General features: G+C 65.2%; 26 protein-coding genes and 1 pseudogene. 11 read left to right on the top strand and 16 right to left on the bottom strand.

All coding sequences use genetic code 11. From position 1 onward, the window contains the following. From STE01S_RS09940 to STE01S_RS09950, 3 genes and pseudogenes are all read left to right on the top strand, one after another. Nucleotides 1–428 (top strand): annotated as a pseudogene (locus tag STE01S_RS09940) (hypothetical protein); the annotation flags it as partial. Between the two features lie 111 nt (nucleotides 429–539). Next, nucleotides 540–1,859, top strand: a complete 1,320-nt coding sequence (locus STE01S_RS09945) for a homoserine dehydrogenase (protein ID WP_062767435.1) — start codon at nucleotides 540–542, stop codon at nucleotides 1,857–1,859. Nucleotides 1,860–1,913: 54 nt separating this feature from the next. Continuing rightward, complete coding sequence (locus STE01S_RS09950) at nucleotides 1,914–2,744, top strand: hypothetical protein (protein ID WP_062767437.1); 831 nt, start codon at nucleotides 1,914–1,916, stop codon at nucleotides 2,742–2,744. Here the strand turns inward: STE01S_RS09950 and STE01S_RS09955 are convergent. Continuing rightward, on the bottom strand, nucleotides 2,741–3,154 hold the full coding sequence (locus STE01S_RS09955) for a hypothetical protein (protein WP_082813296.1): 414 nt from the start codon (nucleotides 3,152–3,154) through the stop codon (nucleotides 2,741–2,743). The genes STE01S_RS09950 and STE01S_RS09955 overlap by 4 nt on opposite strands. Before the next feature lie 102 nt (nucleotides 3,155–3,256). Here STE01S_RS09955 and glpX point away from each other — a divergent pair, with 102 nt between their 5' ends. Next, on the top strand, nucleotides 3,257–4,231 hold the full coding sequence (gene glpX / locus STE01S_RS09960) for a class II fructose-bisphosphatase (RefSeq protein ID WP_003042088.1): 975 nt from the start codon (nucleotides 3,257–3,259) through the stop codon (nucleotides 4,229–4,231). Nucleotides 4,232–4,265: 34 nt separating this feature from the next. On the opposite strand, the gene STE01S_RS09965 is transcribed toward glpX, so the two are convergent. The 9 genes from STE01S_RS09965 to STE01S_RS20005 form a co-directional block, all read right to left on the bottom strand. Beyond that, nucleotides 4,266–7,058, bottom strand: a complete 2,793-nt coding sequence (locus tag STE01S_RS09965; protein WP_062767441.1) for a hypothetical protein — start codon at nucleotides 7,056–7,058, stop codon at nucleotides 4,266–4,268. A gap of 33 nt (nucleotides 7,059–7,091) precedes the next feature. Continuing rightward, complete coding sequence (locus tag STE01S_RS09970; RefSeq protein WP_062767443.1) at nucleotides 7,092–7,919, bottom strand: fimbrial biogenesis chaperone; 828 nt, start codon at nucleotides 7,917–7,919, stop codon at nucleotides 7,092–7,094. A gap of 225 nt (nucleotides 7,920–8,144) precedes the next feature. Then, nucleotides 8,145–8,642 (bottom strand): DUF4402 domain-containing protein, encoded by a 498-nt coding sequence (locus tag STE01S_RS09975; RefSeq protein WP_058810817.1) that lies wholly within the window; start codon nucleotides 8,640–8,642, stop codon nucleotides 8,145–8,147. A gap of 285 nt (nucleotides 8,643–8,927) precedes the next feature. Next, entirely contained in the window at nucleotides 8,928–9,887 is a 960-nt protein-coding gene (locus STE01S_RS09980) for a ParB/RepB/Spo0J family partition protein (RefSeq protein ID WP_062767445.1), read from the bottom strand. After that, nucleotides 9,888–10,670, bottom strand: coding sequence for a ParA family protein (locus tag STE01S_RS09985; protein WP_003042095.1), 783 nt, complete (start codon nucleotides 10,668–10,670; stop codon nucleotides 9,888–9,890). Then, nucleotides 10,667–11,323, bottom strand: a complete 657-nt coding sequence (gene rsmG, locus STE01S_RS09990; RefSeq protein ID WP_062767447.1) for a 16S rRNA (guanine(527)-N(7))-methyltransferase RsmG — start codon at nucleotides 11,321–11,323, stop codon at nucleotides 10,667–10,669. The genes STE01S_RS09985 and rsmG overlap by 4 nt, the downstream gene beginning before the upstream one ends. Before the next feature lie 244 nt (nucleotides 11,324–11,567). Next, on the bottom strand, nucleotides 11,568–13,439 hold the full coding sequence (mnmG, locus tag STE01S_RS09995; RefSeq protein WP_062767449.1) for a tRNA uridine-5-carboxymethylaminomethyl(34) synthesis enzyme MnmG: 1,872 nt from the start codon (nucleotides 13,437–13,439) through the stop codon (nucleotides 11,568–11,570). 86 nt (nucleotides 13,440–13,525) lie between these two features. Continuing rightward, on the bottom strand, nucleotides 13,526–14,845 hold the full coding sequence (mnmE, locus tag STE01S_RS10000; protein WP_082813297.1) for a tRNA uridine-5-carboxymethylaminomethyl(34) synthesis GTPase MnmE: 1,320 nt from the start codon (nucleotides 14,843–14,845) through the stop codon (nucleotides 13,526–13,528). 8 nt (nucleotides 14,846–14,853) lie between these two features. After that, complete coding sequence (locus tag STE01S_RS20005) at nucleotides 14,854–15,150, bottom strand: DUF6489 family protein (RefSeq protein WP_003042105.1); 297 nt, start codon at nucleotides 15,148–15,150, stop codon at nucleotides 14,854–14,856. 93 nt (nucleotides 15,151–15,243) lie between these two features. Here STE01S_RS20005 and STE01S_RS10010 point away from each other — a divergent pair, with 93 nt between their 5' ends. From STE01S_RS10010 to STE01S_RS10020, 3 genes are read left to right on the top strand one after another with little or no spacing between them, the layout of a single operon-like run. After that, nucleotides 15,244–15,942, top strand: coding sequence for a dienelactone hydrolase family protein (locus STE01S_RS10010; protein WP_062767453.1), 699 nt, complete (start codon nucleotides 15,244–15,246; stop codon nucleotides 15,940–15,942). Continuing rightward, nucleotides 15,939–16,349 carry a nuclear transport factor 2 family protein gene (locus tag STE01S_RS10015; protein ID WP_062767455.1) on the top strand — a complete coding sequence of 137 codons (411 nt, stop codon included), beginning with the start codon at nucleotides 15,939–15,941 and terminating at the stop codon, nucleotides 16,347–16,349. The genes STE01S_RS10010 and STE01S_RS10015 overlap by 4 nt, the downstream gene beginning before the upstream one ends. A 15-nt stretch (nucleotides 16,350–16,364) precedes the next feature. Then, a complete protein-coding gene (locus STE01S_RS10020; RefSeq protein ID WP_062767457.1) occupies nucleotides 16,365–17,963 on the top strand; it encodes an FMN-binding glutamate synthase family protein in 1,599 nt (532 codons plus the stop codon). Here the strand turns inward: STE01S_RS10020 and STE01S_RS10025 are convergent. The 6 genes from STE01S_RS10025 to hemE all read right to left on the bottom strand — a co-directional run bounded on the left by STE01S_RS10025 (nucleotide 17,960) and on the right by hemE (nucleotide 22,378). Continuing rightward, nucleotides 17,960–18,361, bottom strand: a complete 402-nt coding sequence (locus STE01S_RS10025; RefSeq protein WP_062767459.1) for a DUF1489 family protein — start codon at nucleotides 18,359–18,361, stop codon at nucleotides 17,960–17,962. The two genes, STE01S_RS10020 and STE01S_RS10025, sit on opposite strands and share 4 nt — an antisense overlap. Nucleotides 18,362–18,424: 63 nt before the next feature. Beyond that, nucleotides 18,425–19,135 carry a TerC family protein gene (locus STE01S_RS10030; RefSeq protein WP_062767584.1) on the bottom strand — a complete coding sequence of 237 codons (711 nt, stop codon included), beginning with the start codon at nucleotides 19,133–19,135 and terminating at the stop codon, nucleotides 18,425–18,427. 8 nt (nucleotides 19,136–19,143) lie between these two features. Continuing rightward, nucleotides 19,144–19,437, bottom strand: a complete 294-nt coding sequence (locus tag STE01S_RS10035) for an antibiotic biosynthesis monooxygenase family protein (RefSeq protein WP_003042123.1) — start codon at nucleotides 19,435–19,437, stop codon at nucleotides 19,144–19,146. Nucleotides 19,438–19,443: 6 nt separating this feature from the next. After that, a complete protein-coding gene (rho, locus tag STE01S_RS10040) occupies nucleotides 19,444–20,700 on the bottom strand; it encodes a transcription termination factor Rho (protein WP_003042126.1) in 1,257 nt (418 codons plus the stop codon). Nucleotides 20,701–20,892: 192 nt separating this feature from the next. Beyond that, the gene (locus STE01S_RS10045) at nucleotides 20,893–21,345 is read right to left on the bottom strand and encodes a CopD family protein (RefSeq protein ID WP_003042130.1); all 453 of its coding nucleotides are present in this window, start codon (nucleotides 21,343–21,345) and stop codon (nucleotides 20,893–20,895) included. A 4-nt stretch (nucleotides 21,346–21,349) separates the two neighbouring features. Then, complete coding sequence (gene hemE, locus STE01S_RS10050) at nucleotides 21,350–22,378, bottom strand: uroporphyrinogen decarboxylase (protein ID WP_062767461.1); 1,029 nt, start codon at nucleotides 22,376–22,378, stop codon at nucleotides 21,350–21,352. 336 nt (nucleotides 22,379–22,714) lie between these two features. Between hemE and STE01S_RS10055 the strand changes: the two genes are divergently transcribed. Genes STE01S_RS10055 through coaE form a run of 4 tightly spaced genes read left to right on the top strand, consistent with a single transcriptional unit; the run spans nucleotide 22,715 to nucleotide 25,570 of the window. After that, nucleotides 22,715–23,533 carry a pyruvate, water dikinase regulatory protein gene (locus tag STE01S_RS10055; protein WP_062767463.1) on the top strand — a complete coding sequence of 273 codons (819 nt, stop codon included), beginning with the start codon at nucleotides 22,715–22,717 and terminating at the stop codon, nucleotides 23,531–23,533. Beyond that, the gene (locus STE01S_RS10060; RefSeq protein ID WP_082813298.1) at nucleotides 23,530–24,129 is read left to right on the top strand and encodes a Maf family protein; all 600 of its coding nucleotides are present in this window, start codon (nucleotides 23,530–23,532) and stop codon (nucleotides 24,127–24,129) included. Before STE01S_RS10055 ends, STE01S_RS10060 begins: the two co-directional genes overlap by 4 nt. After that, a complete protein-coding gene (aroE, locus tag STE01S_RS10065; RefSeq protein ID WP_058811258.1) occupies nucleotides 24,126–24,950 on the top strand; it encodes a shikimate dehydrogenase in 825 nt (274 codons plus the stop codon). Before STE01S_RS10060 ends, aroE begins: the two co-directional genes overlap by 4 nt. Next, nucleotides 24,947–25,570 carry a dephospho-CoA kinase gene (gene coaE / locus STE01S_RS10070; RefSeq protein ID WP_062767465.1) on the top strand — a complete coding sequence of 208 codons (624 nt, stop codon included), beginning with the start codon at nucleotides 24,947–24,949 and terminating at the stop codon, nucleotides 25,568–25,570. Before aroE ends, coaE begins: the two co-directional genes overlap by 4 nt. Nucleotides 25,571–25,578 lie beyond the last annotated feature (8 nt).

The raw sequence follows: 25,578 nt of genomic DNA on the forward strand, positions 1-25,578 counted from the left end.
ACGCTGCGACCGAATCGCGGCTGCGCGCGATCCTGACCGAGCTGGTCAAGCCCGGCGCGCCGCCCGCGATTACCGGAATCGCCAACGGCTTCCACGTCCCCGGCACGTTGCCCGGCGAGGGCGAGACGCAGCTGTTCCTCGAAACCAAAACCGGCGAGCCGGTGTCGATCACCGTCCTGACCGCCGCCGACGGATCGCGCCGCTGGTCGGCCGCGTTTGGCGAGATCGTCGACGAAAGCGCGCCGATTCCGCGCCAGAACACGCTCGGCTGGTATCGCCTCGCCTGCGGCCTGCCGCGCAGCCTGCCGCTCAGCAAGCTCGGTGGCACCGCCCCCGAAGACCGCAAGAAGGCGGCCGCCGACTATGCCGTCGTCCTCGGCGCGCTCGGCCAATGCACGCGCACCCGCACGCCGCCGCCGGGCCTCTGATCCAGCCGAATTGCCGGGCCTGCGGCAACGCGGGGCCTTGTTTCCGGGCGAAAAGCCGATAGGGGCGCAGGCGACCGCGGGCTTCGGCCCGCCCTGCCAAGGAGTGCCTGCATGTCGCCTCAGCCCGTCCCCGCTGCCCCGCGCCCGCCGTTGCGTGTCGCGCTCGCCGGTATCGGCGTCGTCGGCGGCGGCGTCGTCCGGTTGCTCGAGGCCAATCGCGACCTGATCGCCCGCCGCGCCGGCCGCGCGGTCGAGATCGTCGCCATCTCCGCGCGCGACCGCCAGAAGGATCGCGGCGTCGATCTGTCGCCCTATCGCTGGGAAGACGATATGGCGGCGCTGGTCGAGGCCGAGGATGTCGATGTCGTCGTCGAAATGGTCGGCGGCGCCGACGGCCCGGCTTTGACGCTCGCCCGCCAAGCGCTGGGCGCCGGCAAGGCGCTCGTCACCGCGAACAAGGCGATGATCGCGCATCACGGGCTCGATCTGGCGCGGATCGCCGAGGCGCAGGACAGGCCGCTGAAATATGAAGCCGCGGTCGCGGGCGGCATCCCGGTCATCAAGGCGATCCGCGAAGGCGCCTCGGCGAACGAGATCGCGCGCGTCTATGGCATCCTCAACGGCACCTGCAATTATATCCTGACGCTGATGGAGCGCGAGGGCGCGAGCTTCGCCGATGCGCTCGCCGCGGCACAAGCCGAAGGCTATGCCGAAGCCGATCCGACCTTCGACGTCGATGGAATCGACGCCGCGCACAAGCTGTCGATCCTCGCCGCGCTCTGTTTCGGCACCCGGCTCGATTTCGACACGGTGACCGCCGAGGGTATCCGCGGCCTGATTGCCGCCGACATTCGCGAGGCCGCCGCGCTCGGCCACCGCGTCCGCCTGATCGGCATGGCTGAACGCGACGAAAGCGGCCTCTATCAGCATGTCCAGCCGTGCCTCGTCCCCGCCGACCATCCGCTGGCCTATGTCCCCGGCGCGCTCAACGCCGTCGTCGCCGAGGGCAATTTCGTCGGCCGCCTGTTTTTCGAAGGCGCGGGCGCGGGCGCGGGGCCGACGGCCTCGGCGATCGTCGCCGACATCATCGACATCGCGCGCGACGAATATGGTCCCGCCTTCGCGATGCCGGTCGATGCGCTCGATGCCGCCCCCGCCGCCGATGCGGGCGCGCGCGTCGGAAAACATTATGTCCGCCTGATCGTCGAGGACCGGATCGGCGTGCTTGCCGAGATCGCGACCGCGATGCGCGACGCCGGCGTTTCGATCGAAAGCTTCATCCAGCGCGGCGACGATGCCGAAGACTGCGTCCTGATCGCGCTCGTGACGCACGAAGGCCCGGGCCGCGCCGTCGCCGCAGCGCTCGCCGCGCTCGCGGCTTCGGATCATGTCATCGGTACGCCGATGCACATGCCGATTCTGGCGCTCTGACCCCGCTTGCATTCGCGAAACCCCCTGTTACCCCTCGCATAGGGGAACGGGGGGATGGACATGGATATAGCGATCCGGGACGGCCTGGCCGAAGCACGCACACTGGCCCGCCGGCATTGGCAAGCGCTGCTGGCCTATGTCGGCCTCGGCGTCGTGCTGCCCTTTCTGTTGCTGTCGAGCGAGCCGATCTTCGATCTGCGCACCCTTGTCGCCATCGCCGCCGATCCCTGGACCTATCGCGTCAGCGGCTCGATCACCGGACCGCTCTATCTTCTGGGTATCGTCAGCCTGATCGTCAGCGGCGCGCTGCTCGCGGCGTGGAATGCGCTGCTCGCCGACATCCGCGAGGGTTATATTTCGGAGATCATGTACGGGCTCGTCGCGGGGGCGGCCTATCTGGCGGTCAATATGATCCTCTATTTCGGCGTCGGGATCATCCTGTCGTTGCCGATCCTGCTGCTCGCGGCATTTCAGTCTGTTCAGAGCTATGGAATCGCCCTTGTGATCGTCCGCTATATCGTGTCGGCGCTGCTCGGCTCGTGGATTTACGCGCGCTTCTGCCTCGTCGGACCGGTGATGGCGGCGAGCGGGCGGCTCGAGCCGGTATCGGCCTTTGCCGAATCCTGGCGCCGTACGCGAACGGCATGGCCGCGCCTCCTCTGGCTCTATCTTGCCATCTATGTCCTGTCCGGCCTGCTGACGCTGGCGCTGCTCGCACCGCATCTCTTCATTCTGTTCAACAGCGCGCCCGGCAGCTTCGCGGAAACGGCAATGAGCGTCGGATGGCTGTTGTTCTGGGCCGCCTATTTCCTGATGCTGCTGCTCGTTCCGGCGGGTCTCTACCGCGCCTCCGAAGATCGCACCACGGTCGAGGTGTTTGCCTAGGGCTCCTCGGGCAGCGCGGGGGTTCCCGTTTCGGGATCGGTCGCGCGCTTCGCCATCTCGTAAAGCGGATTATATTCGGGGCCGGGCTTGTACCGCCCGCCGATCGGCATCCAGTTATAGGGCAGCTTGTCGAGGCTCATCGCCTTCGCCTCGGCGCGCGGGATTTGCGGCGATGCATCCTGACCCACACCGGCGATGGCGCGCAGTTCGGGCGACAGGCGATTGCGGTCGGTATCGGAGCCGCACACCAGAATCTCGCCAGCCTTGATCGGGCCGCAGCGGCGCACGGGGTCGGGCAGCACCCGGCTGCGCGCGATCGCCCCCTCGGCGTCCTGCGCGGGCGGCGGCGACGCCTCCTGCGCCGCGAGCGGCGGCGCTGTCATGCCGATGACGCACGACAGCGTAATCACGCCCCCGAATCGGGCGAAGCGATCTCGACAAGCGGGGCGCACGACCATATGGCGCGCAGCATGCCGATGGGGCGGAGCAAGTAAAGACGGAGATGTGTACCGATGGCAAAAAGTGGCGGTAGCAACCTCGACCGGGTCCTGGTGCTCGAAATGGTGCGCGTCACCGAAGCCGCGGCGATCGCCGCAGCCAAGCTGATCGGTCGCGGCGATGAAAAGGCGGCCGATGCCGCCGCCGTGGAGGCGATGCGCAACGCGTTCAACACGCTCTATATGGACGGCACGATCGTCATCGGCGAAGGCGAGCGCGACGAAGCGCCGATGCTCTATATCGGCGAAAAGGTCGGCAATGCGCCCGGCAAGGGTCCGAAGATCGACATTGCGGTCGATCCGCTGGAAGGCACGACGATCACCGCCAAGGCCGGCCCCAACGCGCTCGCGGTGCTCGCGATCGCCGAAGAAGGCTGCCTGCTCAACGCCCCCGACGTCTATATGGACAAGCTTGCGGTCGGCCCCGGCTATTCGCCCGGCATCGTCAATTTCGACAATAGCGTGCGCGAAAATGTCGAAGCGGTGGCCCGCGAAAAGGGCTGCGCGCCGGCCGACATCATCGTCTGCGTCCTCGACCGTCCGCGCCACGAGGCGATCATCGCCGAACTGCGCGCGATCGGCTGCGGCGTTGCGCTGATCCCCGACGGCGACGTCGCGGGCGTGATCGCGACGACCAATCCCGAAACCAATGTCGACATCTATATGGGATCGGGCGGCGCCCCCGAAGGCGTCCTCGCCGCAGCGGCGCTGCGCTGCGTCGGCGGCCAGTTCAAGGGTCGCCTGCTTTTCCGCAACGACGACGAGCGGCTGCGCGCGAAGAAATGGGGGATCGAAGATCTCGACCGCGTCTATGACCTCGAAGATCTGGCGAAGGGCGATGTGATCTTCGCCGCAACCGGCGTCACCGACGGCTCGCTGCTGCGCGGCGTCAAGCACCGGCGCGGCGGCATTTTGACCACCGAAACGGTCGTGATGCGCGCATCGTCGGGTACGGTGCGCTGGGTGAAGGGCGAACATCGCCTCGGCTGAGGATGCCCTGCCACCCCAAAGCGGGATCAGGACTCTAGCCGCCGCCATCCCGCGCATCATTGGGCGGTGCCCGTGCGCCGCCCTGTCCCCCGTCGGCGGCGTCCCCGCCCGCCAGCGCGCGCGCCAGCGGCCTTAGCGCCAGCGTTCCGAGCCGAACGCGCGGCATCTGCTTGCCGGGGACGGCGGACAGCACGAAAGCGGGATCGAGCCGCAAAGCGGCCGCCGATGCTTTCGCCATCCGCACCGTGTAACGCCCGTAAGCTACGCTTTCGAAAAGGAAATATCCGTCAAACTCGGTCAGCGTGGTCGCGCGCACCCGTCCTTCGGCATCGACCAGCTCGAGCTGCAATCCCCCGATCGCATTGCCGCCGTCGCGCATTGCGACGCCTTCGATTTCGCCGGCGGCGGTCAGCGGCAGCGCGACCCGCGTCGCGACGCCGGGCCGCGGCGTGACGACCACACCGGGCAGCGCGGGCTGGACATAGGGATCGGGCAGGCTCCCGGCGTCGATGCCGATCATCACCGGACGAAAGGGTTCGAGTCCGTCGATCGTGGCACGGCCATCCTTCGCGGTCGCGCGATCGACAAAGGTATTGCCCGCGGTCAGCGGGACGTCGGCGACCGCCGCTTCGCCGGGTTGGCGGATGCCATCGCCATTATCGTCCATCCACACTTCGGCGAGCACCTGACCGCGGCTCGCCAGTTTTTCGCTCGACACGCGCCAGCCCCCGCTGCCGCCATCGGCCCGGCTGCGCGGCCCGAAGCTGAAGGCGAGCGACAATGACGCCGCGACCGATCCGTCGCTCGCCACCTCACCGAAGCCCGAAAGCTGAAACTTGTCGAAACGGCGCGTGTAGCCAATCCCGGCGCGCGCGCGGTCGAGCCCCTTGTCATATCCCAGCTCGGCGCGCCATTCGGCGTCGCGCTTGCCCGACCATTCGGCAATCGCGGTCAGGCGCGAATCGGCGTTCGATCCCGCCAGCGCAAAGCGCGCCTCACCGCGCAGGCGGACGCGCCCGATGCGCGCATTGGCGAGCAGTGTGGCGGTCAGATTATCGGGCGGGTCGGGGCCATAGGGCACATCCGATCGCGACCAGTCGATCTGTCCGGTCAGCGTTATCGTGCGGAAACTCGCCGAGGCGCGCGCCGAGGCCTCGATGCTCGAAACGCCCGAGGTCCGGTCGATCTTCGCCAGATCGACATGCAACGGCAGCACCGTCTGGCCCAATTTTACCGACTGGTCGATCGACACCGAATAGAGGCCGTTGATATTATTGATGAAACGGTCCGAAACAAAACCGCCCCAACCGCGCATGGCGTCAGCGCGGATATAGGTTTCGCCAAAGCCGGTGAGCCAGCTGGCCCGCAGCGCGCGACCGCCGTCGTCGGCATAGGCGGCGCCGACCTCCAGCAAGGTCGGGCCGATCGACCGGCGCAGTGCCGCTTCGCCATAGTTGCGACGGACATTTTCGATCAACAGGCTGTGGAAATAGGCGGCGATCGAGGTGCGGGTATCGAGGCCGCGCTCGATCCCCAGCGAACCGCGCCAGCCGCGCCGGAAGGCGCCGCCGCGCGGCCCGCCGAACTCGATCAGGTCGGTATCGTCCTGGGCAATCCCGGCCCAATACCAGGTCTTTTGCGGCGGAATCGAATCGAGCCCGACCTGCAACTGCCGGATTTCGCGCCGCACTTGTCCCTGCGGGCCATAAAGGACGATTTCGAACCGGTTCGATCCATATTGCAGTGGGACGCCCAGAAATTCGTAGCGGCCATCGCCATTGGGGCTGGTAAAGGCCAGCAACTGGCCGTTGCGATAGAGTTCGGCGTCCCATCCGGCGGGCAAATCGCCCCGGAAATCGGTCTTGTCGAACGCATCGGGGCGTTCGACCGGGCGATTGGTCAGGACCGCGCCGCGGCCCGGTACCGACTGGGCGACGATTCCCGTCGACAACAGGCTGACATCGCCGACCGCATAATGCGTCGCGTGGAGCGGGCCGAGAAGCTGGCCGGTGGGATCGGTGCGATAGAGCCGCAGGCGAAGACTGTCGGGGACGCCCTTGTCGTCGGACGACAGGCGCGCATCGAAGCTCTGCTTGAGCAATTCGCCGGCCGCGAAGATTTCGTAGCGCGCCTGCGTCGAAGAGCCGCCCTGCTTGTCGGACACCACGCCTGCCGAAGCGACAACGTCGACCGACGGCGTGCTCCACGTTCGGTAGGGGCGCGTCGTTTGCGGCAGGCTGGCGAGGTCGAAGCGCGTCTGCGGACGGATCGTTGCGGCGCGCGCGCGGCGTTCGGCGGCGAGCTGAAACGGCAATTTTTCCTTCGAATCGATGCGCAGAACCGCATTCGACAGGTCGGCGCTGATCGGCACGCCGATCCATTTCGACAGGCTGGCAAGGTCGACGCACCACCCCGCCGCCGTGTCGCGGATCGTATTCGCCCCGATCCGGATGCGCTCGCTGCCCGCGCGGACTTCGCCCGCGTCGCGGTCGATCAGGAAGGTGCGGCGCTCGTCGAGCACCCAGCCGGTTGCGCGGCGCAACTTACGGTCGACGCGCACCGCGAGATCGAGTGCGAGCACGACATCGGCAAGATCGACGCACAGCCCCTGCGGCGTCTGATAACCCCGCACCCCGTCGCCGAGCCGATATTGGCCCGAGCGCAGATCGAACAGCCAGCGGTCGTCTTCGTTCGGTTTCCAGCCGTCGCTAGGAATTTGAGAAATATCTGTTTTTTCAGCGGCATGGGCGCCGGTGGGCAGCGTGCCCACCAGCGCCATCCCGGCAGCGAGCGCCGGCAGCAGGCGTTTCAGGAGGGCGCCGAGCATCGCCGCCTCCGTCCGGTCCCGCGCGCCGTCCGGCTATTTCACCACCCGGTCGGCCTGATCGATCGTCGCGCCGCCGACTTCGCGATCCTCCGAATAGCGGATCTGCACAGGCCCCCTCAGCTTCGCCGCGACCTCGGCCGGCACGCGCAGCGAAACGGTGCGATCGCCGACCTCGGGATAGACGGCGATGCCGCGCGCCAGCAGCAGCGGCTCGGCCACACCCGGCCGCGTCACCGCGATATCGCCATAGACCGACCGGTTGCCGGTGCGCGTCAGGTGGAAATTGAAGGCAGGTCCGTCGCGCGTATCCCCAACCCAAGCCTCCCCGATCTTTGCGGTCGCCGCGAGGTCGCCGACACGCACGATGATCGGGATAGTGATGCCATAGATGGGGGTAAGCGCGATCGACACACCTTCGCCCTTCGGCTTGGCAGGATCGACCACGGCCGGTGCCGCATCGGGAACCGCGCGGAACAGCATATGCGCGCGATATTCACCCGGCGCGAGTCCTTCGGGGATACGCACGCCGATGCGGATCACCTGCGGCTGGTTCGGCGGCAGCGTCACGCGGCGCGGGCTGAAGGCGATCATGTCGAGCGCGGCGCGTTCGGCAGCGTTCGCGTTCGCTTCGTCGATCTCGTCGAGCCCGCCCTCGGCGGTCATCCGCTTGACCTCCAGGCTGACGCGGTAGGTTGCGGGTTCGGCCCCGATGTTGTTGAGCACCACCTCGGTGCCGCGCGATCCGTCGAGAATCACGCGCGTCGGTGCCACGAGCAGATCGCCCGCGGCGTGCGCGGACGGCGCGGTGCTGCTGCACACAGCCGCCGCGAGCAGGCAAAAGCCCCTGAAAAAGCGAAACATAGATACGATCCCCACAATCGTGCGGGGGCCGCGGTCGCCGCCCCCAGGTTGGTCGCATCCCTGTTGCGCCATCATGGTTGATATTTCGCTAACCATGCCGGGGCCCGCGCACTTCGTCCTGCGCCGCGCATACGAAAAGGGGCCGCCGGAGCTGGTATCCGGCGACCCCTTTCGATGGCCGGCACGCCCACAGGCGCGCCGATCCCCCCACCTGATAATCAGGGTTTACTGGTAGTTGGCAGTGACGTTGAACGTGCCGCTGTAATCGCCAGCCGTCTGGTTGGCGCCAACGCTGAGCGTGCCGCCGACCTGAAAGCTGCCGCCGGTCGCACCGAGCGTGACGTTCGTCGCCGAATAGCTGAGCGTCGAGTTCATCGTGCCGCCGAGCGATCCGTTGAGCGTGACATTCGCGTCGCCGCCGACCACGACAACCGCACCATTGGTGCCGGTGATGTCGAAATTGGCCGCCGTCGTGGTGCCGGTGCAGGTCAGCCCGGTGCCGCAGGTCACGCCGCCCGCGGTCGACACCGCAACCGTCGAGGCGGTCGCGCCGCTGATGACGGTCGCGAACTGCAGGTCGCTGGTGTTGGAGAGCGTGATCTGGCGAAGGATCTTCGCCTTCGCCGTACCCGTGGCCGTCGCCGCATGCGCCGCCGGGGCGTTCATGGCGAGAGCAGCAATCGCGGCGCCGATGAGGGCGCGCTTCATTCCAATGGTGCGCATAAGTTGGTCCCTTGAACAGTCGATAATCGAATGGAAATCCCACCCCATTCGCCGACCCCTTTAGCGGGCGACCGGTTCAGCTTTTGCCCAACAAGCATGGTTAACAGCGCATATAGAATTGGCCCGCGTTGCAGGGTACAAGCGAGCAAAAACAAGGCGTTACGCCAGTTTTCGGTCAATCGTGGGGATTGCCGCCCCCCCCCTTAACGGCCCGCTGCGGGACAGATTAAGCGCGTCGGATAGAAAGATATCAGCAGCGAATCGCGATAGGTCGGCAGGCGCCGATCAGATCGATTCGCCCGACAGCCGCTGGCAGATCATGTCGAGCTGGTCGAGCGACGCGAATTTCAGGGTCAACGCGCCCTTGCCTCCGCCCGCATAGTGAATCGCAACGCCAATTCCGAGCAGCTCGGACAGATGCCGCTCGACCGCGACGATGTCGGGATCGCGCCCGCCGCCAGCCGCGCTCGGGCTTTCGGCGGGCGCCCTGCGGCCGCCCCCCTTCGCCTCGCGCACCAGCGCCTCGACCGTACGCACCGACAAGCCTTCCTGGACGACCCTGCGCGCGATCGCCTCGGCGCCGTCGGCCCCGATCAGCGCGCGCGCATGACCCATCGACAGCGATCCGTCACCGACCAGATCCTGCACTTCGACCGGAAGGTCGAGCAGACGCATCAGATTCGAAACATGGCTGCGCGACTTGCCGACCAGCTTTGCCAGCGCTTCCTGGCTGTGACCGAAATCCTCGATCAGCTTGCGATAGGCGCTCGCCTCTTCGATGGCGTTCAGATCCTGGCGCTGGATATTCTCGACCAGCGCAATCTCATAGGTGGCAGCGTCGTCGAGTTCGCGCACCAGCGCCGGAATCTGGTGCAGCCCCGCGCGCTGCGCTGCGCGCCAGCGGCGTTCGCCGGCGACCAACTGGTACCCCTCGCCCCCCGGCGCGCGCCGGACGATGATCGGCTGCAACAGGCCGCGCGTCCCGATCGAATCGGCAAGCTCGGCAATCGCATTTTCATCGAAGTGGCGGCGCGGCTGGCCGGGAAGCGGGCGAATCGCGCCCACCGCGATATGCTGCACCGAATCGCCAGCAGGTGCTGACGTCGCCGGGCGGGCGGCCCCGGGACTCGCGAGTACCGGGGCTTCTGCCGCTACGTCGCCGAACAGCGCGTTCAGCCCGCGGCCGAGTCCCGACGGGCGTTTGCGCGGTGCAGATTGTCCGGTTTCATCTTTATTATCAGCCATTTATGCAGCCTTGCGAACATTGGGCAGGCGGTCGATCAATTCGCGCGCGAGCGCAATATAGGCGGCTGAGCCAGCGCAGCGATGATCGTAGATCAGCGCCGGAAGCCCGTGGCTCGGCGCTTCGGACAGCCGCACGTTGCGCGGAATGACGGTCTGAAAGACCACCGGCCCCAGCACTTCGCGCACATCGTCCGAAACCTGGTCGGTCAGCCGGTTGCGGCGATCGAACATCGTCAGCGCGACGCCGAGAATTGACAATTTCTGGTTGAAGCGACCGCGTACGCGCTCGACCGTAGTGAGCAGTTGGCTCAACCCTTCTAGCGCAAAGAATTCACACTGCAACGGCACGATCAGCGATTCGGCGGCGATCAGCGCGTTCAGCGTCAGCATGCCGAGCGACGGCGGACAGTCGATCAGGCAGATATCCCACTGCCCCGCCTCGGCACTCGTCAACGCCTGCTCAAGGCGATGGAGCCGATCGGCAAATTCGATCAGTTCGATCTCGGCACCCGACAGATCGACCGTCGCAGGGACGATATCAAGCCGCGGCACTGCGGTCGGGACGGCACAATCGGCCAGCTGCGCATCGCCGCGCAGCAATTCATAACTCGAAAATTCGCGCTGCGACTGCGCGATTCCGAGCCCCGTTGAGGCGTTGCCCTGCGGATCGAGGTCGATGATCAGCGTGCGCCAGCCCGTCGCCGCAAGCGCTGTCGCCAGATTGATCGCGGTCGTCGTCTTGCCGACCCCGCCTTTCTGGTTCGCCACGGCGATACGGATCATCGCTTTCCTCGCTGCTTTCCACCGATCATCCCCGTGCCCACCAATATCTGGCTGTCGGCGTCGGTCCGGCTCTGTTCCACGTGAAACATTCTCTGCCATGGCTGCGGCAGAGATGCCAGTTCCTTAACCGCATTTCGCCCCTTTGGCAGCAGCCACCGCGTCGATTCGGTGGAAAAACGCGTGGATAAGGTGATCAGCTTGTCGAGCGGCGCAAAGGCCCGCGCGCTGATCGTCGCGGCGGGGCGCGTTTCGATGCGTTCGAGCGGCGCTTCGGCAACCTCGACGTGCGCGAGATCGAGCTCGCTCGCGACCGCACGCAAAAAATCACAGCGCCGACGCCGTGATTCGACAAGCAGCATCGGGCGCGGCGACAGGATTGCGACGACCAGCCCGGGCAGTCCCGGCCCGCTTCCCAGATCGATCCAGAGCCCCTCGATCGCACCGTCGAGCGCCAACAACTGCGCGCTGTCGGCGATATGCCGCACCCACAAGGTCGAGACTGTCGATGCAGCGATCAGATTCTGCCGGGCATTCTCCTCGACCAGCATCGCGGCAAAGCGCTCGAGCTGCGCCCATTGCCGTTCGTTCGGCGCAAATGTCGCCCCGATCCAACTCCGTGCCTCCGCTTCGCTTGTCAGCAATTCGACCGTCATGCGTATATTGTCCCGTCGATCAATGGCCCTCGACCTCACCCACCCTAACGCCTCTCGATCGGCATTTGAATCCGGCGTCGGGGTGCGAGGTCGGTCACACGGCGGACCGGCTTCAACGTTAGCCAAACGGAGGAAGGGCCGAGAACCACCAGCGTGAGTGTTGGAGGTGGTAACGGAGTCTCTTCTGCTTGACCCGCTTTGCGGCAATAGCAGCTATTCGATAGAAATGTCGGCCAAACCCAACTCACGCCGCCCGTCGTCGACTATGCACCATGATCGCGGTCAGCGCAGCTGGGGTCACGCCGTCAATGCGCCCCGCCTGCCCGAGTGTTTCGGGTCTAGCCTTGGTTAGGCGCTCGACCATTTCGCGCGAAAGGCCGCCGATCGCGGCATAGTCGAGCGCGGGGTCGAGCAAGATAGCCTCATTCGCCGCGAGTGCGCGCAGTTCGGCGTCCTGCCGCGCGATATACGGCGCGTAGTGCGCATCCTCTGCAAGTTCGGCGAGCAATGTCGGATCGAAGTCGGCAAGCTCTGGCGCGAGCACCGCAAGGTCGCGGATCGCGATACCCGAATAGCGCAACAGGTCGATTCGCGCCCGCGACGCCCCGTCGCCCGGCAATGCCAGGCCGATGGCGGCATAATCGGCGCTCGCTACCGGCGCTGACAACAGCTCGGTCGCTTTGGCGCGCTCTGCCATGCGCGCTTCGAACTGCGCCGCCGTCGCCGGTCGCACCAGCCCCAGCGCGATCCCCTTCGGCGTCAACCGCGTCGCGGCATTGTCGGCGCGCAGCCGGAGGCGATATTCTGCGCGCGCGGTGAGCATGCGATAGGGCTCGGTGACACCCTGCAACACCAGATCGTCGACCATCACCCCGATATAGGATTCAGACCGATCGAGGATCAGCGGCTCGCGGCCCTGCGCCGCCAGTGCGGCATTCGCCCCCGCGACCAGTCCCTGGGCCGCCGCTTCCTCATATCCGGTGGTGCCGTTGATCTGACCCGCGCACCACAGGCCGGCGATCGCGCGCACCTGCAGACTGCGATCGAGCGCCCGCGGATCGATATGGTCATATTCGACCGCATAGCCGGGCACGGTCATCTCGACGCGTTCCAGACCCTCCATCGAGCGCAGCATCGCGAGCTGGACATCGGCGGGTAGCGAGGTCGAAATGCCGTTCGGATAGACGAGCGGCGAATCGAGCCCCTCGGGTTCCAGAAATACCTGATGCCCGTCGCGGTCGGCGAAGCGGTGGATCTTGTCCTCGATCGACGGGCAGTAACGCGGCCCTGCCGCCCCGATCGCGCCGGTGAAAAGCGGCGAGCGGTCGAGATTGTCGGCGATGATGCGATGCGATTCGGTGTTGGTGCGCGTGATTGCGCAGAAAATCTGCGGCACTGTCCGCTCGCTGTTCCACGTGGAACAGGTCCAGCGCGCGCCTTCGGCGCTGTCCGACGGTTGTTCCTCGAGCCGCGCCCAATCGATCGAGCGCCCGTCGAGCCGCGGCGGGGTTCCGGTCTTGAGCCGCGCCATCGGCAAAGCCGCAGAACGCAATTGCTCGGCGAGCCGGTGTGCGCCGGATTCGCCGAGCCGCCCGCCCGCCATGCGCTCCTCACCCCGAAACAGGCGCCCGCCGAGGAAGGTGCCCGTCGCGAGCACTACCGCTGGGGCAACGAGACGCGTCCCGTCGCCCAGTTCGATACCTTCGACGCGCGCGCCATTGTCACCCAGCACCAGCGCAGCGGCTTCGCCCGCCACGACGCGAATCCTCTCCTCCGCTGCAAGCAACGCCTGGATCGCATCACGATAGAGTTTCCGGTCGGCTTGGATGCGCGGCCCCTGCACCGCAGCGCCCTTCGACGCGTTGAGCATCCGATAGTGAATCGCGGCGGCATCGGCGGCGCGCGCCATCCAGCCGTCGAGTGCATCGACTTCGCGCATCAGATGGCCCTTGCCGAGGCCACCGATCGCCGGGTTGCACGACATCGTGCCGATAAGCGTCGGGTCGAAACTGACGAGCGCAACGTGCGCGCCGAGCCGCGCCGCGGCACCCGCGGCCTCGGTCCCGGCGTGCCCTCCGCCGACGACGATCACGTCGAAAATCTTGCTGCTGTCCATGATTGCCGCGCCCTTAGCCGATTCGGCGGGGTCGGTCTACGGCGCCCGCGCGCATGGGGCGGCATGAACATGTTCCACGTGGAACATCATTTGCCGATGCAAAACCGCCCGAACAACGCATCGAGCATATCCTCGACGCCGGCGCGCCCGGTGATCCGGTCGAGCGCGCCCGCGGCCAGACGCAGGCGTTCGGCAATAAGGATCAGGTCGCCGGCCTCGCGCGACCTCGGGTCGATCGCAAGCCATTGCTGCGCTTCGGCAAGTGCGGCGCGCTGACGCTGGCGCAGCGCCGCTTCGCCTTCGCGGGGCAACAGCGTTCGCGCCATGTCGACGATCATGCCGTGCAGCGCTTCCATCCCTTCACCGGTCGCCGCCGACAGGATCAGATCGCTGCGTGCCGCATCGGCTTCGGCGGCGGCGTCGCCGCGCCAGCGGTCGGCCTGCGCCGCAATCAGGATGCAGCGGGGATGGTCCGGGGCGTCACGCGGCGGGCCGAGCCAAAGGACAATGTCCGCCGCCTCCACCGCGGCGCGCGCGCGGTCGATACCGATCGCTTCGACGACATCGGCGCCTTCGCCGCGCAATCCCGCAGTGTCCGAAAAGCGCATCGCAATGCCGTCCATCGCCAGCGGGGTTTCGATGACGTCGCGCGTCGTCCCCGCGACGGGCGATACGATCGCCAATTCGCGCTGCGCCAATGCGTTGATAAGCGTGGATTTTCCGGCGTTCGGCGGCCCGGCGATCACCACCGACAGTCCTTCTGCGATCACTTCGGCCGCCGGTCGCGCCAGCCAGTCGCCCAACTCCGCCACCAGTGCCGCCATCCCCGCAACCAACCGTGCGGCAGCGCCTTCGTAAACGTCGACGTCATCCTCGTCGGCAAAGTTCAGCTCTGCCTCTGCCGCCGCCATCAACGCCAGCAAGCGTTCCTGCCACGCGGCCACCGCGCGCGACACATGGCCGCTTGCTAGCCCGAGCGCCTGCACCCGCTGGCTTTCGGTTTCGGCTGCGAGCAGGTCGGCAAGCCCCTCGGTCTCGGCCAGATCGATCCGGCCATTCAGAAAAGCGCGCCGGGTGAATTCGCCCGCCTCGGCGCGGCGCAACCCCGGAAGCGCTGTCAGCGCCGCTTCGACCGCAGCGACGACTGCGCGGCCGCCATGCAGATGAAACTCGGCCAGATCTTCGCCCGTCGCCGTATTCGGTCCCGGAAACCAGAGGATAAGCGCCCGATCGAGCGGCGCGCCCGTTGCATCCGCCAGATCGGCAAGCGATGCATGACGCGGCGACGGCAGGCGCCCCGCTAACGCCCGCACGGCATCGGCGGCGTGTGCGCCGCTGACCCGCACGACCGCGATCGCCGCCGGCGGCATCCCGCTCGACAGGGCAAAAATTGTTTCGCTTGCCAGCGTGTTGATCAGCGCTTGCTTCCCCGCGCCGGCTTGTCATCGTCATCCTTGGCCGCGGGCTTCGTCGCTGCCCCCATCAGCCCGCCACCGAACTGACCGAGCAGCGATTGCACCAGGTTCAATCCGCTCTCGCCCATCGGGACCCAGCTCTTGACCATCGACTGGACCATGTCGGGCGTGATCCCCTTCGCCATCAGTTCCTTGACGCGGCTGAGGTAGATGTCGTGCAGCGGCTCGAGGTCGGGAAGTCCGAACAAGCGCCGCGCCTCTTCGGGCGTGCAATCGACCTCGATATTGAACTTCATTGTTTTCCGCCCTTTCCGCGCTTGAGCGTCGCCCTGTCGGCGGCTAGCTTCGCGCTTTCACAGCCAATAAGCAAGAGTCAGGAGAGCCCCCTCATGTCGCCAACCAACAGCGAAATCGCCGCACTCGACGGCGAAGGCCGGATTCCCGCCTATGTCGCGCGGCCCGATGCCGACACGACGCGCGCGATCATCGTGATCCCGGAGATTTTCGGCGTGAACGAAGGCATCCGCAAAAAGGCCGACGACTGGGCGGCGCTCGGTTATCTGGCGATCGCCCCCGACATTTTCTGGCGGTTCGCGCCCGGTGTCGAACTCAGCCCCGATATCGAATCCGAATTTCAGGAAGCGCTTGGCTATTTCGGGCAATATGATGCCGATCTGGGTGTCAAGGATATCGAGGCCGCGATCCGCTGGCTGCGCAGCCAGGGCGCAACCAAGGTCGGCTGCGTCGGCTTCTGCCTTGGCGGACGGCTGGCCTATATGGCGGCGACGCGAACCGATATCGACGCTTCGGTCGGCTATTATGGCGTCATGATCGACACGATGCTGAGCGAGGCGCATGCGATTGCCAAGCCGCTGATGCTCCACATTCCGACCGAGGACCATTTCGTCGATCATGCCGCGCAGGCAAAGATCCACGAAGCGCTCGATCCCAATCCCAAAGTCACGCTCCACGATTATCCCGGCCTCGACCATGGCTTCGCGGCAACGATGGGCAATCGCCGCAACGACGATGGCGCGCAGCTTGCCGATAGCCGCACGCGCGACTTCTTCGCCGAGGCTCTTGCATGAGCGCCGGATCCGACGTCCATCCCGGACTTGCCGCCTGGCACGCCTATATGGCGGCGGGCGGCGAGCCGGAAACATTGCGCGCGATGCTGGCCGACGATGCGGTGTTTCATTCGCCCGTCGTTCATTCGCCGCAAGAGGGCCGCGACAAGGTGTTCGCCTATCTGCACGCGGCGAGCCATGTGCTCGGCGGCGACAATTTCCGCTATCTGCGCGAAATCGCCGACGGCAACCAGGCTTGCCTCGAATTTGCGACCGAGCTCGAAGGAATCCACATCAACGGCGTCGACATCATTCGCTGGAACGATGATGGAAAGATACAGGATTTCAAGGTGATGGTTCGCCCGCTCAAGGCGATCAACAAGGTTTGGGAGAAGATGGCGGCGATGCTTGCAGCGCAGGCGGGCTGACCGCGTTTCCCTGTCATGCGCCGCTGGATCGTCTTTCCCGTCCTGATCGCTGCGATTGCGCTGGCGCTATGGTGGGCGCCCGCGCGCTGGAGCTTGCTGATCTGGACGCCGTTGCTGCTCGTGGCGCTCTACGACGTCATGCAGTCGCACCATTCGCTGCGTCGCAACTATCCGCTGATCGCGCGCATCCGCTGGTTGTTCGAGGCGTTGCGGCCCTTTCTTTACGCTTATGTCGTCGAAAGCCCGCTCGACGGCCGCCCCTTCGCGCGCAACGAACGAGATCTGGTCTATGCCCGCGCCAAGGGGCAACTCGACAGCCACCCCTTCGGAACCGAACTCGACGTCTATTCGGACGAATATGAATGGATGAGCCACAGTATTGCGCCCGCCGAAGCGCATGACCGGACGCGGCGAGTCCGCGTCGGAACCGCACAATGTGCACGGCCTTATGATGCGGCCCTCCTCAATATTTCGGCCATGAGCTTCGGGTCGCTCGGCGCCAAGGCGATCGAGGCGCTCAATCTTGGCGCCAAGGCGGGCGATTTCTACCACGATACCGGCGAAGGCGGCTTCAGCCCTTATCACCGTGTCCACGGCGGCGACATCGTTTGGGAATTGGGCAGCGGCTATTTCGGTTGTCGCGACGATGGGGGTCGTTTCGACCCGGATCGCTTTCGCGATGCCGCGCAACATGATCAGGTCAAGATGATCGAAATCAAGCTCAGCCAGGGCGCGAAGCCCGGCCATGGCGGCGTCCTCCCCGGCCCGAAAGTGAGCGCCGAGATCGCTGCGACGCGCGGCGTTCCCAAAGGCAAGGATTGCGTATCGCCGGCCTCGCATTCCGCCTTTTCGACTCCGATCGAAATGGTCGAATGGGCGGCGAAACTGCGCGATCTGTCCGGCGGAAAGCCGGTCGGGATCAAGCTTTGCGTGGGCCAGCCGCACGAAATCTATGCCGTCATGAAGGCCATGCTCGAGACGGGAATCCGCCTCGACTATATCGTCGTCGACGGCGCCGAAGGCGGTACCGGCGCCGCTCCGGTCGAATTTTCGAACCGCGTCGGCATGCCGCTTCGCGAAGGCTTGATCTTCGTCCGCAACGCGCTTGTCGGCTGCGGACTCAAGGAAGAAATCCGTCTCGCTGCATCGGGCAAGGTGCATTCGGGCGCCGGGCTCGCGGTCAACTGTGCCCTCGGCGCCGACTGGTCGAACGCGGCGCGCGCTTTCATGTTCAGTCTCGGCTGCGTCCAGTCGCTCAAATGCCACACCGACGAATGTCCGACGGGTGTGGCGACGCAGGATGCCGGGCGCCAGCGCGGTCTGGTCGTCGAGGACAAGGCCGAGCGTGTCCGCCGATTCCAGGCGTCCACCGTTTCGGCGCTATGGGATATCAGCTGCGCGATGGGCCTCGACGATCCATGGCAGATAAGGCCGCACCATCTGCACGAGCGGCTGAATTCAGCGCGCTCGGATTCGATCGACCGCATCTACAGCTTCTACCCGCGCTCCATTCTGCTCGACGATCCGGGATCGGTCGCCAGCGCACGCTATTGGGCGATGGCGCGTGCCGACAGCTTTCGCGCCGCCATCGAGGGCACACCCGGCGAGCGCTAGATCAGGCTGATCGCCGCCAATTCGCGATAGAGTTCGGGCGGCAGATCGCCGATTCCGCTCGCGCCATCCGCAGTCTTGGGCGCGTCGGCCTCGCTCAGATAACGCCAGCCCTGGTGCGCACGCTTGGGCTGCGGATGAACGGGTTCGAGCCTGGCCGCACAGACGATATCGACCCGCCCGTCATCCCGATCGTCAAAGGCCAGGATTTCGACGCGCCCGACGATCATATGGCGAATGATGAAATGCAATCTGCCGCCGATCAGGTCGTCGGCACGTTTCGGCTTGAACCGCGTCGTGAACCGCACTTCGCCATGCTCCGCACGTGCGGCAATCCGCGCCTCCAGCGACGGATAGTCTGGACAACCCACAGCAACCCGGGTGAGATGGAGCTTTGCCATATCCGCCAAATGGGGATTCCATCGCCAAAAGAAAAGCTGGCCTCTTACGAGACCGGCCTTTGCTCAGCCGAACAGCGTTCCCAGTCCGACCGCGGGGTCGATCCAGCCTTCGTGGATCATCTTGACCGCGACATAGAGGATGACGGCAAGGCCGACATAGGCGATCCAGCGATAGCGCTCGATATATTTGGCGATGATATTCGCCGCCACACCCATCAGTGCGACCGCGAAGATCAGCCCGACGATCAGGATGCCCGGATGCTCGCGCGCCGCGCCGGCAACCGCAAGCACATTGTCGAGGCTCATGCTGACATCGGCGATCGCAACCGCCCAGGCGGCGGCGGCAAAGCTTTTCGCAGGCTTCAGCCCCGAATGTTCGTCGCCCTCGATCTCAGGCGATCCGGCCGAATGCGCGCCTTCGCGCAGTTCGCGCCACATCTTCCAGGCGACCCAGATCAGCAGCAGACCGCCGACGAAGATCAGACCTACAATCTGCATCAATTGCGTGACGACAAGTGCGAAGGCGATGCGCAGGACGAGCGCCGCCAGAACGCCGATCAGGATCACCTTCTTGCGCTGATCGGCGGGCAGCCCAGCGGCGAGCGCGCCGACGACGATCGCATTGTCGCCGGCCAGCACGATGTCAATCATCAGCACCTGCACGAAGGCAGCGAGCGCGGCGGGTTCGGTGATGTTCGAAAAATCGGCGACGATGTGCGACCAGATTTCGCCGAACCCACCGGGCCCGGCAGCGGCCGCCGCCTGCGTCAACATTTCCAAAATCACACGGCGTCTCCGAAATAGCTGACCCCCGGCACGGGGTCGTAAAAGCGATGCAACAGCGCCCGCCACCGTTCATAGCGGTCGGATCGACGAAAACCATCGCGATGATCCGCAACGGTGCGCCATTCTGCCAACAACAGATAGGGCTGCCCGGTTCCCAATGGCCGGCGAATTGTCAGCGAAAGGAAGCCGGGCGATGCTTCGATCAGCGGCCGCGCTTCCGCAACGGCCGCTTCGAATTCCACTTCCATTCCAGGCCGGACCGGCAGCAAGGCATGCTCGATCACGGCCATCGCGGCTTACTGGTTCATGCTGTCGAAGAAATCTTCGTTGGTCTTGGAATCCTTGATCTTGTCGAGCAGGAATTCCATCGCATCGACCGTGCCCATTTGCATGAGGATGCGGCGCAGCACCCACATCTTGCTGAGCTTGTCCTTCTCGACGAGCAGTTCTTCCTTGCGGGTGCCCGACTTGCCGACGTCGAGCGACGGGAAAATGCGCTTGTCGGCGACCTTGCGGTCGAGGACGATTTCGCTGTTACCCGTGCCCTTGAATTCTTCGAAGATCACTTCGTCCATGCGGCTGCCGGTATCGATCAGCGCGGTCGCGATGATCGACAGCGATCCGCCTTCCTCGATATTGCGCGCGGCACCGAAGAAGCGCTTGGGACGCTGAAGTGCATTCGCATCGACGCCGCCGGTCAGCACCTTGCCCGAGCTCGGCACTACGGTGTTGTACGCGCGGCCGAGGCGGGTGATCGAGTCGAGCAGGATGACGACATCCTTTTTGTGCTCGACCAACCGCTTCGCCTTTTCGATCACCATTTCGGCGACCTGGACGTGGCGCGTCGCGGGCTCGTCGAAGGTCGAGGAGACGACCTCGCCATTGACGCTGCGCTGCATGTCGGTGACTTCCTCGGGCCGCTCGTCGATCAGCAGGACGATCAGATAGACCTCGGGGTGATTGTCGGTGATCGCCTTGGCGATATTTTGCAGCAGCACCGTCTTACCCGTGCGCGGCGGCGCGACGATCAGCGCGCGCTGGCCCTTGCCCTGCGGACTGACGAGATCGATCACGCGCGCCGACTTGTCCTTGACGGTCGGATCGATCGTATCGAGCTTGAGCTTCTGGTTCGGATAGAGCGGTGTCAGATTGTCGAAATTGACGCGGTGGCGCACGACCTCGGGATTGTCGAAATTGACGCTGATCAGCTTGGTCAGCGCGAAATAGCGTTCGCCGTCCTTCGGCGCGCGAATCTCGCCCTCGACGGTGTCGCCGGTGCGCAGACCATATTTGCGGACCTGATTGGGCGACACATAGATGTCGTCGGGACCGGCAAGATAATTGGCTTCGGGACTGCGCAGAAAACCGAAGCTGTCGGGCAGAACCTCGATCGTTCCCGATCCGATGATTTCCTCGCCCTCTTCGGCGAGTTCCTTGAGGATCGAGAACATCAGATCCTGCTTGCGCAGCGTCGAGGCGCCCTCGACGCCCAGCTCTTCAGCCATTTCGACGAGCTGCGCGGGCGATTTTGTCTTGAGTTCTTTAAGATGCATGGATGGATTCCAGGTAACAGAAATATAGGAAAATTCGTTCGATACGGCGCACCAGGCGGTGCCTATCCGGCCGGGGGACGACCGTTCACGATAGCTTCGGCGCCAAGATCGCGCCGCCGACGGAAAGCCGGGTTGATCGGCCCCTAAGCCGCCGATTTCGTCAAGTCAATCGGCTGTCGCCGAGACGACCGGTCAAAAGGGCCGGACGACCGCCAGAATGACGATGATCGCCGCGGCCACGCCCGGCACCTCGTTGAGCATCCGCAGGCGCTTTTCGGACAGCGGTCGTTCGCCGCGCTTCAGCTTCTTGAAATAGCCGATTGTCCAGCCGTGATAGCCCGATAGCAGCAGGACAAGCAGGAGCTTGGCGTGAAACCAGCCCTGCGACCAGTAGCCGCCATTGAAAGCGAGCATCAGACCCAGGATCCAGACGATGACGAGCGAGGGATTGAGGATGATCTTGCGCAGGCGATCTTCGCGCTCGATCCATTTCCTGTCCTCGTCCGATCCCACCGCACATTGGTGATGATAGACGAAAAAGCGTGGCATCATGAACAGCCCCGCCATCAGGAAGATGACGAAAATCACATGCGCCGCTTTCACCCACAACATCGTGACCCCCAGAAATCCAGTCCAGTCTGCCATCCCGCTACTCGCCTCGCACGCGCCTGATCAGATGTTCGACATGGGCTATGGGCGTGTCGGGCACGATACCATGGCCGAGATTGAAGATATGGGGCCGTTCGGGGAAAGCTGCAAGGATGCGATCGATCGCAGCGTCAAGAGCCGGGCCGCCGGCGACCAGCGCAAGCGGATCAAGATTGCCCTGCACCGGCAGATGACCGGGAAGAATATCATTGGCCCAAGCGGGATCGACCGTTTCGTCAAGACCGATCGCATCGGCGCCGACGCCGCGCGCATAAGCCGCCAGCTTGCCGCCCGCGCCCTTCGGGAAACCGATGATCGGCGTGTCGGGATGGAGCGCCTTCAGTTGCCGGACGATTTCGGCATTGGGCGCGATCACCCAGCGTTCGAACTCGGCGGGCGACAGGGTTCCTGCCCAGCTGTCGAACAACTGGACCGCCTCGACCCCCTGTTCGATCTGCCCCGACAAATAGGTCACGCTGAGGTCGACGATCGCATCGATGATCGCGCCGAACGCCGCCGGATCGGAAAGCGCCATGCGCCGGGCGGCCGCCTGGTCCTTCGATCCTTGGCCGGCGACCATATAGGTGGCGACTGTCCAGGGACTGCCGGCAAATCCCAGAAAGGTCGTCTGGGGCGGCAAGGCGGCTGCCACGCGCGCTACCGTTGCATAGACCGCGTCAAGCCGCTCGGGCGCCGCCTCGAGCGACGCCAGAGCGCTATCGACGAGCGGCGGGGCGAGCCGCGGCCCCTCACCCGTCTCGAACCACAGCTGCTGGCCCAGCGCGTGCGGCACAACCAGAATGTCCGAAAAGAGAATGGCGCCGTCGAAACCGAAACGGCGGATTGGCTGCAGCGTCACTTCAGCTGCGGCCTCAGGATCATAGCATAGTTCCAGGAAGCCGCCCTTGGTCGCCCGCAACGCACGATATTCGGGAAGATAACGACCAGCCTGGCGCATCAGCCACAGGGCGGGCCGTTCCTGCCGCACCCCACGCAGCGTTGCCAGCAAGCTCTTCGATGACGCCTTCACGCGGCCCCTCTTTCTCTCTTCATAATATATATAAATGATTGTGGTGGATTGTTGGCGGGCGGATAAGCGCGCTTTAGGCGCCGCCGCCCTTTTTGCCAACAGCTTGACTCCCGCTGGCCCGCCAAGCGCCACGGAGTCGTTGGTTCTCATCCCCGCTATTCACAGCCTGTGGATAAGACTCGTTCCTTGTGGATAAGCGGTGGGGCGGAATCGACGCGGCCGGGGATGGAATCGCCCTGCCGATTTCACCCCGGGGCTTGTCCGCGAACTTATCCACAGCCTCGGAAATTCGCTTCGCGGCTTGCCTTTTCGGATCGCAAGGCGGCAAGAGAGGCGATGGACCGCCTCCACCTTCACCTCATATCCGATTCCACCGGCGAAACGCTCGAAAATATTGCCAAGGCCGCGATCGCACAGTTCGACGATGTCGAAGTCGTGCGCCATTTCTGGCCGATGGTGCGCTCGGAATCGCATCTCGACCGGATCATGGCGGAGGTCCAGGCGAGCCCGGGCATGATCCTCTTCACCCTCGTCAACGGTGAGTTGCGCGCCAGTCTCGAGCGCCGCGCCGAGGCTCAGGGCCTGCCGCTTGTTCCTGCGCTCGACGCCGTAACCGACGCCTTGTCGCGCATGCTCGGGCAGGAAGCCAAGGCGCGACCGGGCCGTCAGCATGCGCTCGATGCCGCCTATTTCGCGCGCGTCGAGGCGATCCAGTTCACCGTCGCACATGACGACGGGATCGGCTGGGAAAATTGGGAACAGGCCGACATCGTCCTCGCCGGCGTATCGCGAACCTCCAAAACGCCGACGAGCATCTATCTGGCGAATCGGGGATACAAGACGGCCAATATTCCGATTGTTCCCGAATCGCCGCCGCCCGACGCGCTCTATCATCTGAAGCGTCCGCTCGTCGTCGGGCTGACGACCAGCCTCGACCGCCTTGTCCAGGTTCGGCGCAACCGTCTGCTCTCGCTCAATCAGGCGCCCGAAACCGCCTATGTGGACGATGAACGCGTGAAAGCCGAAATCGCCTATGCCCGCCGCATGTTCGCCGACAATGACTGGCCGGTGATCGACGTCACACGCCGTTCGATCGAGGAAACGGCGGCTGCGGTGATCAAGCTGGTCGAGGATCGCGGGGGCCGGCCGGCATGACGCAGATCGTCCTTGCATCGCAGAGCAGCGGCCGTGCCGCGATGCTGCGCGCGGCCGGAATCGCGTTCGAAGCAACCGCGGCGCATGTCGATGAAGAGGCGCTGACGGCCGGTCTCGTTGCCGCCGGCCAGACGGCGCGCAACATCGCCGATGCGCTGGCGGAGGCCAAGGCGATCAAGATTTCTTCTCGGCTGCCCGGCGTTACCGTAATCGGTGCCGATTCGACGCTCGCGCTCGCCGATGGGACGATGCTCGCCAAGCCCGAGAGCCCCGATGAGGCAGCAGACCATCTGCGCCGCATGGCGGGAACGCGGCACAAATTGTTCAGCGCGGTCGTTGCGGCGCGCGACGGCGCGCCGGTCTGGCGCGCGATCGGCGAGGCGCGGCTGTGGATGCGGCCCTTGTCGGACGCCTTCATCGCCGACTATGTGGCGCAGCATTGGGACAGCATCCGCTGGACCGTTGGCTGTTACGAAATCGAGGGGGCGGGCGTGCAATTGTTCGATCGGGTCGAAGGCGATCCCTGGACGATCATCGGCATGCCGATGCTGCCGTTGATGGCATGGCTGCGCGCGACCGGGCTGGCGCCGCAATGAGCGCTGCCGATTCTGCCCCTTATGCCGAGGTGATCGGCGATCCGATCGCCCAGTCGAAATCGCCGCTGATCCATGGCTTCTGGCTCGATGCGCTGGGCATGAAGGGCGCGTATCGGCGCGCGCATGTGAAGCCCGACGATCTGGCGGCCTATATCGCCGAGCGCCGGACAGATCCCGCCTGGCGCGGATGCAATGTCACCATTCCGCACAAGATCGCGGTGATGGATCTGGTCGATGATCCGGGCGACATTCGCGGCACGATCGGCGCGATGAATACGATCGTGCGGCAGCGAGACGGGGCGCTTATCGGGACCAACACCGATGCTGCGGGCTTCTATGCCCCGCTCGCCGAACTCGATCTCGAAGGCGCGCCGGTAGTGCTGATCGGCGCGGGCGGCGCAGCGCGGGCGGTGCTTTTCGCGCTCGCGCGCGCGAAGGTCGGGCATGTCACCATCCTCAACCGTTCCCCGCTGAAAGCGATGGGCCTGCTTGCCACCTTCGGGCTCAAGGGCGATGTCGTCGCGCTCGATGTCCCGCTTCCGCCGGCCGCGTTGCTCGTGAATTCGAGCAGTCTTGGCATGACGGGGCAGCCGCCGCTCGACCTCGACCTGTCGCCGTTGCCCGACGATGCGATCGTATACGATCTTGTTTACGCACCGCTGATGACAGGGCTGCTCCGCGCTGCGGACGCGCGCGGGCTGGACATCGTCGATGGGCTCGACATGCTGATCGGTCAGGCGGCCCTGGCATTCGAGCTGTTTTTCGGCGCGCCGCCGCCCGAGGGACGCGACGAGGAATTGCGCGCGATTCTGACGGCATGACGCATTACAAGCGCCCCGGATCGCGGCTTCGCCGACCGTTCATTCTCGGCCTGACGGGTTCGATCGGCATGGGGAAATCGACCGCGGCGACGATGTTCGAACGCGAAGGGGTGCCGGTGTTCGACGCCGATGCCGAAGTTCACCGGCTGCAAGGTCCCGGCGGTGCCTTGGTCGCCGCGATCGAGGCGCGCTTTCCCGGCACCACCGGTCCGCGCGGCGTCGATCGCCAGGAACTCAGCCGCCGCGTGCTCGGCAACCGCCACGAGCTTGCCGCACTCGAAGCGATCGTCCATCCCGCAGTCGTCCGCGCGCAGAAGAAATTCCTTGCCCGTCACCGCGCGCGCGACGTCGTCGTGCTCGACATTCCGCTCCTGTTCGAAAAAGGAGGCTGGCACCGCGTCGGCGCCGTCGCTGTCGTCACCGCACCGATGTGGATCCAGCGCAAACGCGTGCTGCGCCGGCCCGGCATGACCAACGCAAAGTTCAAGGCGATCCGGGGCCTGCAGGTTCCCGATCGCGTCAAGCGCGCACGCGCCGATTTCCTGATCGAAACCGGCCGCCCGAAAAGCGAGACCCATCGTCAGATTCGGCGGATCGCCTCTTGTTTCCATACGCAATAGGGTCCAGA

The sequence above is a fragment of the Sphingopyxis terrae subsp. terrae NBRC 15098 genome (assembly GCF_001598815.1).
GTDB classification, from domain to species: domain Bacteria; phylum Pseudomonadota; class Alphaproteobacteria; order Sphingomonadales; family Sphingomonadaceae; genus Sphingopyxis; species Sphingopyxis terrae.

What these genes read in the sequence shown, in the direction of transcription:
- STE01S_RS09945 (WP_062767435.1), top strand. Translation starts at nt 540, where the DNA reads ATGTCGCCTCAGCCCGTCCCCGCTGCCCCGCGCCCGCCGTTGCGTGTC.
- STE01S_RS09950 (WP_062767437.1), top strand. Translation starts at nt 1,914, where the DNA reads ATGGACATGGATATAGCGATCCGGGACGGCCTGGCCGAAGCACGCACA.
- glpX (WP_003042088.1), top strand. Translation starts at nt 3,257, where the DNA reads ATGGCAAAAAGTGGCGGTAGCAACCTCGACCGGGTCCTGGTGCTCGAA.
- STE01S_RS09965 (WP_062767441.1), bottom strand. Translation starts at nt 7,058, where the DNA reads ATGCTCGGCGCCCTCCTGAAACGCCTGCTGCCGGCGCTCGCTGCCGGG.
- STE01S_RS09970 (WP_062767443.1), bottom strand. Translation starts at nt 7,919, where the DNA reads ATGTTTCGCTTTTTCAGGGGCTTTTGCCTGCTCGCGGCGGCTGTGTGC.
- STE01S_RS09975 (WP_058810817.1), bottom strand. Translation starts at nt 8,642, where the DNA reads ATGCGCACCATTGGAATGAAGCGCGCCCTCATCGGCGCCGCGATTGCT.
- STE01S_RS09980 (WP_062767445.1), bottom strand. Translation starts at nt 9,887, where the DNA reads ATGGCTGATAATAAAGATGAAACCGGACAATCTGCACCGCGCAAACGC.
- STE01S_RS09985 (WP_003042095.1), bottom strand. Translation starts at nt 10,670, where the DNA reads ATGATCCGTATCGCCGTGGCGAACCAGAAAGGCGGGGTCGGCAAGACG.
- rsmG (WP_062767447.1), bottom strand. Translation starts at nt 11,323, where the DNA reads ATGACGGTCGAATTGCTGACAAGCGAAGCGGAGGCACGGAGTTGGATC.
- mnmG (WP_062767449.1), bottom strand. Translation starts at nt 13,439, where the DNA reads ATGGACAGCAGCAAGATTTTCGACGTGATCGTCGTCGGCGGAGGGCAC.
- STE01S_RS20005 (WP_003042105.1), bottom strand. Translation starts at nt 15,150, where the DNA reads ATGAAGTTCAATATCGAGGTCGATTGCACGCCCGAAGAGGCGCGGCGC.
- STE01S_RS10010 (WP_062767453.1), top strand. Translation starts at nt 15,244, where the DNA reads ATGTCGCCAACCAACAGCGAAATCGCCGCACTCGACGGCGAAGGCCGG.
- STE01S_RS10015 (WP_062767455.1), top strand. Translation starts at nt 15,939, where the DNA reads ATGAGCGCCGGATCCGACGTCCATCCCGGACTTGCCGCCTGGCACGCC.
- STE01S_RS10020 (WP_062767457.1), top strand. Translation starts at nt 16,365, where the DNA reads ATGCGCCGCTGGATCGTCTTTCCCGTCCTGATCGCTGCGATTGCGCTG.
- STE01S_RS10025 (WP_062767459.1), bottom strand. Translation starts at nt 18,361, where the DNA reads ATGGCAAAGCTCCATCTCACCCGGGTTGCTGTGGGTTGTCCAGACTAT.
- STE01S_RS10030 (WP_062767584.1), bottom strand. Translation starts at nt 19,135, where the DNA reads ATGTTGACGCAGGCGGCGGCCGCTGCCGGGCCCGGTGGGTTCGGCGAA.
- STE01S_RS10035 (WP_003042123.1), bottom strand. Translation starts at nt 19,437, where the DNA reads ATGGCCGTGATCGAGCATGCCTTGCTGCCGGTCCGGCCTGGAATGGAA.
- rho (WP_003042126.1), bottom strand. Translation starts at nt 20,700, where the DNA reads ATGCATCTTAAAGAACTCAAGACAAAATCGCCCGCGCAGCTCGTCGAA.
- STE01S_RS10045 (WP_003042130.1), bottom strand. Translation starts at nt 21,345, where the DNA reads ATGGCAGACTGGACTGGATTTCTGGGGGTCACGATGTTGTGGGTGAAA.
- STE01S_RS10055 (WP_062767463.1), top strand. Translation starts at nt 22,715, where the DNA reads ATGGACCGCCTCCACCTTCACCTCATATCCGATTCCACCGGCGAAACG.
- STE01S_RS10060 (WP_082813298.1), top strand. Translation starts at nt 23,530, where the DNA reads ATGACGCAGATCGTCCTTGCATCGCAGAGCAGCGGCCGTGCCGCGATG.
- aroE (WP_058811258.1), top strand. Translation starts at nt 24,126, where the DNA reads ATGAGCGCTGCCGATTCTGCCCCTTATGCCGAGGTGATCGGCGATCCG.
- coaE (WP_062767465.1), top strand. Translation starts at nt 24,947, where the DNA reads ATGACGCATTACAAGCGCCCCGGATCGCGGCTTCGCCGACCGTTCATT.